This is a genomic window from Pseudomonas sp. NPDC087626, from assembly GCF_044743405.1.
Classification (GTDB): domain Bacteria; phylum Pseudomonadota; class Gammaproteobacteria; order Pseudomonadales; family Pseudomonadaceae; genus Aquipseudomonas.
The window spans coordinates 88,446-95,231 of sequence record NZ_JBIUWJ010000025.1 but is presented as its reverse complement, the minus strand read 5'-3'; the positions used below and the strand labels follow the sequence as shown (position 1 = coordinate 95,231).

Here is a 6,786-nt window from a genome sequence, read left to right as displayed (position 1 = left end):
TACTTTTGGGCTCCTCCAAAAGTGAGCCGCTGTAAAAGCGGAACCATAGGTGGCCGTTACCGCAAAAATGGATATGTACTCGGTCTAATCCAACACCCTGGTGCAACGTCGCACCACAGTTGTGTAGATACCGATGCCGCGATGGGGCCAGCACAGCCAACATAGTTGGATATCTGGGCAAAAAAAACGGCGACCGCTGGCACAGTCACCGTGAAAAAGGCCGGCGCTTGTGGCACCGGCCGAGAGCTTTGTGGAGGGGTTACAGCCCCCAGTGCAGCAACAACAGCACCAGCACCACCAGGAATACCGTCTCCCCGACCATCAGCAGGATCGGCTTGATCCCCACCGCAGCCAGCTCCTTGAGCTGGGTCTTCATCCCCAGGGCGCTGATGGACACCACCAGGCACCAACGTGACAGCTCGTTGACCGTGCCCTGCACCACCGGGGCGACCCAGCCGGTGCTGTTGATGCAGGCCAGCAGCAGGAAACCCATGGCAAACCAGGGCAGCAACGGCGGGCGCTTGCCCGTCGTATCGGCGCCTTGCATCCGGGTGACCATGGCCGCACAGACGATCACCGGCAGGAGCATGGCCACGCGCATCAACTTGATCACCGTGGCGGTATCCCCGGTCTCGGTCGACATGCTGTAGCCGGCCCCCACCACCTGGGCGACATCGTGGATGGTCGCGCCAAGGAACACCCCGGCCACTTGCGGCGACAACTCCAGCCAATTGGCGATCATCGGGTACAGGATCATCGCCAGGGTCGACAACGCCGAGACCCCGATCACCGTGAACAACGTGGCGCGTTCTTTTTGCGGGTGGTTGGGCAAGGCCGCCGCCAGTGCGAGGGCCGCCGAGGCGCCGCAGATCGCGGTAGCGCCACCGGTAAGCATGCCGAACAGGCGCTGGAACCCCAGGGCCTTGGCGGCGATCACCGAGACACCGATGGTCACCACTACCAGGATCACCACCAGGGCCACCGGCTTCCAGCCCAGCGCAGCAATCTGTTCCAGGGTAATGCGCATGCCGAGCAAGGCCACGCCAATGCGCAATACGGTGCGCGCCGTGAACTCGATGCCGGCCTTGCAGGTGCCTTCACCGGCGAGGAAGTTCAGGGCCATGCCCAGCAGCAAGGCGAACAACATGACCGGCGCACCGTAGTGCTCGGACAAAAACGACGCCGCCGCCGCGACGATCAGGCTGACTACAAACCCCGGCGCCAGCTCGCGGGTGCGGCTATGAATACGGGTAAGAGCGATGGCGCTCATGGCGCGGACTCCTCGCAAGGGAAAACGATAAATGCCTGGTCGTCGATGATTTCGACCGGATACTGGGCAACCTTGAGTGCGGTGGAATTGAGCAGGTAGCCCGTGCGCAGATCGAAGCGCAGGCCGTGGGCGCAGCATTGAATCACTCGCCCCTCCAGGCGCCCGCCACACAACGACGAGCCCTGATGGGGACAGCTGTCGTCGATCACCAGCAGTTCGCCGTCGACGTTGAACAGCGCCAGGCTTTTACCTTCCAGATCCAGCAGTGCGCGACCGCCTGCCTGCGGAAGTTTTCCGGCAGGCACAGGGACCCGCCGGTTCATGCCGGTTGCCGCTCACGCTGGCTTTCCAGCAGGGCTTCGCGCATCGCGCCCAACAGGGCTTCGGCCGGTTGCGCGCCGACCACCGACAGGTGTCGATCGAACTGAAAACACGGCACCCCGTTGGCGGCGCCAGCGCCATGACCGACAAACTCCTGACCATCGCCACGCAGACAATCCTCCAGCGCCGCGACCTCGAACCCGCAGTCCTGAGCGATGGCCAGCAGGGTCTGCCGGCATCCCAAGTCCTCGCCCTGCTGGAAATAGGCACCATACAAACGTTCCAGCAAGGCATCGCGCTGCTCTGGCGAGCCCAGTTGGTTGGCCCGCTCCAGCAAACGGTGGGCATCGGCGGTATTGGGCATGGTCGCGATGCGACTGAAATCGATGCTCACCCCCACCGCGTTCGCCGCCTGCTGCACCTGGGACTGGCGTTGGCTGACGGCTTCGGCACTGCCCAGGCGGCGACTGTAGAACTCGGCGAAGGGCTGCCCGCCGACCGGCATGTGCGGCAACAACTGCACGCCGTGCCACTGGGTAATGATTTGCACCCCGGGTTGCTGGCTGAGCAGCAACGCCTGGGCCCGCTCCAGCTGGCGCTTGCCGATCAGGCACCAGGGGCAGATGAAATCGAAAAACACATCAATCTGTAAACGAGCACTCACACTTTCACCTCTACAACCGCGTGGCCAACCGAATCGTTGACCTGTTCGCCCTGAAGCCGGGCAATATCCTTGTGGTAGTGACACTTGGCGTAAAAGAACACCGCGGCCGCCGCGATGCTCACCAGTGGCACCAGTTGAAACGCCGCCTGCAGGCCGATTACATCCGACACCTTGCCGGTGATGAATGGGCCCGGGGCCAGGCCGAGCAAGTTGTTGGCCAGGGTCAATGTGGCAAAGGCCGTACCGTGCACCGAGTAATGGGTCAGGTTGGCAACCATGGCCCCGGCAGGACCGGTCGTCCCGGCCGCAATCAGCATCCCCAGGCAAATCAGCAGCAACTGCGCAGGGCCTGGCGGCAAGGCGAACGCTGCCGACAGCAGCAGGCAACTGCCCAGGCAATAGGCGATTGCCAGGGACACCTTGCGCTGGGCTGATTGCCGACACAGGCGGTCGCTGAGGATTCCGCACAGGATCATCCCGGCGCCGCTGCACAACACAATGATCGCTGCGACGCCGCCGGCCTTGCCGGTGGCCATGTCGTAGTAACGGTTGAGGTAGCTGGGCATCCACACAATCACCGTGCCGCCCACGAACAACTGCAAGCCACTGCCGATATAGGCGGCAATCACCGAAGGGCTGGAACACAGGGTACGCAGCGGCCGCTTGACCGCCGCGGCGACCTTGTTCGCGGCCTGGCTGGCCCGCTGCGGAGCAATGCGTGCCTCCTTGACGATGATCGGGTACAGCACCGCCAGCAGCAGGCCAAACAACGCCATGCCGGCGAACGACCAGCGCCAGCCGAGCTTGGCCGCGATCGCGCCGCCCAGGGCCATGCCCAGCACGGAACCGAACATGCCGCCAGCCATGAACGCACTGGTCAGGGTGGCCCGCAGGTGCTTGGGAAACACCGAGATCACCACGGCAATACCCACGCTGCCGTAGGCCGCCTCGCCCACGCCCACCATGAAGCGGGCAATGAACATCTGCTGGTAATCCTGGGCCAGCGCGCAACCCAGGGTGGCCAGGCTCCACAGCAGCGCCATCAACGCCAGGCTCTTGACCCGACCGAAGCGGTCCGCCAGCAACGACAAAGGGAAGGTCAGCAAGCCAACCATCAGCGCGACAATGCCGCTGAGCAGGCCCAACTGGCCGTCGCTCAGGGCCCACTCGCCCTTGAGCATCGGAAATACCGCGTTGAGCACCTGGCGCGACATGTAATCGGAAATCAACAGGCCGAACGTCAGGGCAAAGACGATCCAGGCATATTTGCGCGCAACACCGACACCACTGGCGTCGTCATCGTCTGCGGCAATGGGGTGAAAGGCCATGCAGCCTCCTCGAAACATTGTTGTAATTGTTGTTATCGAGCTTGTAGCAACGCAGTGCGGGGGAAGCCTTGAACTTCCCCCGCGTCAGCGATCAGCCGCGTTGCGGCACACCTTTCTCGCCCACCTTGCGGTTGGGGGCCATACCATTGGCCAACAGGGTTTCTTCGATACTCTGGTACTGCACACCGATTCGGTAGATCTCACGGGCTTCTTTGCCGCTGGCGATCTCGCGACCCAGTTCATGAGCGATGCGCACGGTTTGCTGGATCTGCGCAACCGAGCTGAACCGATCGCCCTTGTGATCAATGATAGTGTCTTCATTGCCCACGCGCGGGTGCATGCCCATGGCCATCGACATGGTGTTGAACGGCATGACGTTCTTGAGCAGCGATTCGGAGGTCAGGGTGCAACCGTTCGGCGCGCGGTGGATGAAGTTGAAGAAGTTGAACGGGTTCGGGCCGTCGAAGCCGCCGCCGATACCGATCCAGGTCAGGTTCAACGGGCCCATGTAGATGCCCTTGCGCACCAGGCGCTCGAGGGTTTCCAGGGCGTGCATGCCGGTCAGCTGGAAGTGCGGCTGCACACCGGCTGCGGTCAGGCGGCGCAAGTGCTCGGCGACCCAGGCCGGGCCGGCCGGCACGGTCATTTCGCTATACGCAGCCTGGATACCCGGGTTGGCCAGGGAAGTGCCCTCCAGATACTCCGGATACAGCAGCTCCATGATGTTCATCTGGGTGGTGTTGATTGCTACCGTGACCTGGTCTGGCGTGGGCTGCAGATCAGCCAGCATGTGCCGGGTGTCGTCCGACAGCCACTTGGCCGCTTCGCCATCACTTTCCGGGGCAAAGGAAATCGAGCCGCCGACCTGGATGATCATGTCTGGCACGGCTTCACGTACGCCGGCAATCAGTTCGTTGAACTTGGACAGGCGCTTGGAGCCCTTGCCGTCCAACTCGCGTACATGCAGGTGCAGGACCGTGGCACCTGCCTCATAACAATCGACCGCCTTTTGCACCTGTTCATCCATGGTCAGGGGGATGTCTTCCGGGAAGTCTTCGGGCATCCACTCCGGGCCGTAAGGGGCCACGGTGATGACCACCTTCTCCATGTTTTCCGGGTGCAGGGAATCGTCAAAGAATTGCATGAGTTACTCCTTTTATTATGGTTGTTCGCGCACCTGGGATCGTGCCCGGGCAGCGCTTGTACGAGTGCGAATGCCGTTGCGGTGTTTCAGTAGGTCTTGTCGCCGATGATCCCGGCCCGCTCCATCTTGCGATGGCACGGTGGGTAGTCCATGACGGCGTAATGCTGGGTGCTGCGGTTGTCCCAGATGGCGATGCTGTTAGGCTGCCAGCGCCAGCGCACCTGATACTCGGGGATATAGGCCTGGCTGATCAGGTAGCGCAGCAGTTCGCTGGCGCCCGGGTTGGCGTCCTGGCCGAAACGCACCCGCTCGGGGGTGTGGTAGTTGCTCAAGTGGGTGGTGAAGGCGTTAACGAACAACACCTTTTCGCCGGTTTCCGGGTGAGTCCGTACGACCGGATGCTCGGCATCCGGGTACATGGCCTTGAGCGCCAGGCGTTTTTCGATCGGCATGGCGGCGCCGAAGCTGGCTTCGATGCTGTGGCGTGCACGCAGCTCGGCAATCTTCAGCTTCACGTCTTCCGGCAGCCGCGCGTAGGCCTCCACCATATTCGCCCACATCGTGTCGCCACCCACTGGCGGGCACTCCACGCAGCGCAACACGCAGCCCATGGGCGGTGCTTCACGCCAGGTGGCGTCGGTGTGCCAGGCGTTTTCGTAACGGTCCATCGGCTGGTCGGGATTCTTGTAGATGCGCACCAGGCCCGGGTGATCCGGGTCGCTGCCGGCCACCGGGTGATCCTCCAGCTCGCCGAAGCGTCGGGCGAAGGCCACATGCTCGGCGCGGCTGATGTCCTGGTTACGCAGGAACACCACCCGGTGCTTGAGCAACTGGGCACGAATCTCGGCAAAAAGACCGTCGTCGTGGACCGCATCGGCGAGGCTGACGCCGATCAGTTCCGCGCCGATGCTGCAGGTCAATTGTTCGACTCTCATGGCAGGCGGCTCCCTTAGATGACGAAAATCGACGAGCCCGTGGTCTTGCGTGACTCCAGGTCCCGATGGGCCTGGACGGCGTCCTGCAAGGCGTAGTGCTGGTTGATCTCGATCTTGATCTGGCCGCTGCCGACCAGCTCGAACAGTTCACCGGCCAGGGCGGCCTTCTCTGCCGGGTCCGAGATGTAGTCCGCCAGCGCCGGGCGGGTCATGAACAACGAGCCCTTCATCGCCAGCAGCACTGGGTCGAATGGCGGGATCGGACCGGAAGCGGTACCGACACATACCAGCAGGCCACGACGCTTGAGGGAATCGAGGGAGCCCATGAAGGTGTTTTTGCCAACGCTGTCGAACACCACGTTGACCCCTACCCCATCGGTCAACTCACGCACCCGCAGGGCAACGTCTTCGTGGCTGTAGTTGATCACGTGGTCGCAACCGTGGGCGCGGGCGACTTCGGCCTTGGCCTCGGTCGACACGGTGCCGATCACCGTCAGCCCCAGTAGCTTGGCCCATTGCGAAACGATCAGGCCCACGCCACCGGCGGCTGCGTGCAGCAGAATACTGTCACCGGGTTTGAAGTCATAGATGCGGCGCATCAGGTACGAGGCTGTCAGGCCACGCATGGTCATGGCGGCGGCGGTTTCGAAACTGATGGTTTCCGGCAGCTTGATCAGCGGCGCGGCCGGGATCAGGCGCTCGGTGCTGTAGGCCCCCAGGGTGTTGAGAAAGCCGGTGTAGGTGACACGGTCGCCAACCTGTACGTTGCTGACCCCTTCGCCGATGGCCTGGACCACCCCGGAAGCTTCCACGCCCATGCCGTTGGGCATTGGGATCGGGTAGGTGCCATTGCGAAAGTAGGTGTCGGCATAGTTCAGGCCGACCGCCACATGACGAAGACGAACCTGGCCGGGACCGGGTTCGCCGACTTCGACGTCTTCAAGGCGAAGTACATCGGGACCACCGGGTTCGTAAAAGCGGACGGCTTTGGCCATGTTTTCTTATTCTCCATTGCAAGATAGGCGTGCGGCATCGAATTGTGCTGATTGGACTGTAGGACTCAGCCTGCGGCCCCGCTTCTCATCAGACGACAATGGCTTTTCATTTCGTGACAATCGAGCGCG

At 62.6% G+C, this 6,786-nt stretch carries 7 protein-coding genes; all 7 read right to left on the bottom strand.

The annotated features are described in order from the left end of the window. Window positions 1-259: 259 nt before the first annotated feature. The 7 genes from ACIOVD_RS20095 to ACIOVD_RS20065 all read right to left on the bottom strand — a co-directional run bounded on the left by ACIOVD_RS20095 (window position 260) and on the right by ACIOVD_RS20065 (window position 6,657). Entirely contained in the window at window positions 260-1,270 is a 1,011-nt protein-coding gene (locus tag ACIOVD_RS20095; protein ID WP_401129838.1) for a YeiH family protein, read from the bottom strand. Beyond that, a complete protein-coding gene (locus ACIOVD_RS20090; RefSeq protein ID WP_401129836.1) occupies window positions 1,267-1,593 on the bottom strand; it encodes a Rieske (2Fe-2S) protein in 327 nt (108 codons plus the stop codon). The genes ACIOVD_RS20095 and ACIOVD_RS20090 overlap by 4 nt, the downstream gene beginning before the upstream one ends. After that, a complete protein-coding gene (locus tag ACIOVD_RS20085; RefSeq protein ID WP_401129834.1) occupies window positions 1,590-2,255 on the bottom strand; it encodes a DsbA family oxidoreductase in 666 nt (221 codons plus the stop codon). Before ACIOVD_RS20085 ends, ACIOVD_RS20090 begins: the two co-directional genes overlap by 4 nt. Beyond that, the gene (locus tag ACIOVD_RS20080) at window positions 2,252-3,583 is read right to left on the bottom strand and encodes an MFS transporter (protein ID WP_095170292.1); all 1,332 of its coding nucleotides are present in this window, start codon (window positions 3,581-3,583) and stop codon (window positions 2,252-2,254) included. Before ACIOVD_RS20080 ends, ACIOVD_RS20085 begins: the two co-directional genes overlap by 4 nt. A 91-nt stretch (window positions 3,584-3,674) precedes the next feature. After that, window positions 3,675-4,727: a 3-keto-5-aminohexanoate cleavage protein gene (locus ACIOVD_RS20075; protein ID WP_095170291.1), complete on the bottom strand. Its 1,053-nt coding sequence runs from the start codon at window positions 4,725-4,727 to the stop codon at window positions 3,675-3,677. Window positions 4,728-4,813: 86 nt separating this feature from the next. Beyond that, window positions 4,814-5,662: a TauD/TfdA dioxygenase family protein gene (locus tag ACIOVD_RS20070; RefSeq protein ID WP_401129831.1), complete on the bottom strand. Its 849-nt coding sequence runs from the start codon at window positions 5,660-5,662 to the stop codon at window positions 4,814-4,816. Between the two features lie 14 nt (window positions 5,663-5,676). Next, window positions 5,677-6,657 carry a quinone oxidoreductase gene (locus ACIOVD_RS20065; RefSeq protein ID WP_095170289.1) on the bottom strand — a complete coding sequence of 327 codons (981 nt, stop codon included), beginning with the start codon at window positions 6,655-6,657 and terminating at the stop codon, window positions 5,677-5,679. Window positions 6,658-6,786: the final 129 nt, after the last annotated feature.

Excerpts from the sequence above, each read along its gene's own strand:
- ACIOVD_RS20095 (WP_401129838.1), bottom strand. The coding sequence starts at position 1,270 with ATGAGCGCCATCGCTCTTACCCGTATTCATAGCCGCACCCGCGAGCTG.
- ACIOVD_RS20090 (WP_401129836.1), bottom strand. The coding sequence starts at position 1,593 with ATGAACCGGCGGGTCCCTGTGCCTGCCGGAAAACTTCCGCAGGCAGGC.
- ACIOVD_RS20080 (WP_095170292.1), bottom strand. The coding sequence starts at position 3,583 with ATGGCCTTTCACCCCATTGCCGCAGACGATGACGACGCCAGTGGTGTC.
- ACIOVD_RS20075 (WP_095170291.1), bottom strand. The coding sequence starts at position 4,727 with ATGCAATTCTTTGACGATTCCCTGCACCCGGAAAACATGGAGAAGGTG.
- ACIOVD_RS20070 (WP_401129831.1), bottom strand. The coding sequence starts at position 5,662 with ATGAGAGTCGAACAATTGACCTGCAGCATCGGCGCGGAACTGATCGGC.
- ACIOVD_RS20065 (WP_095170289.1), bottom strand. The coding sequence starts at position 6,657 with ATGGCCAAAGCCGTCCGCTTTTACGAACCCGGTGGTCCCGATGTACTT.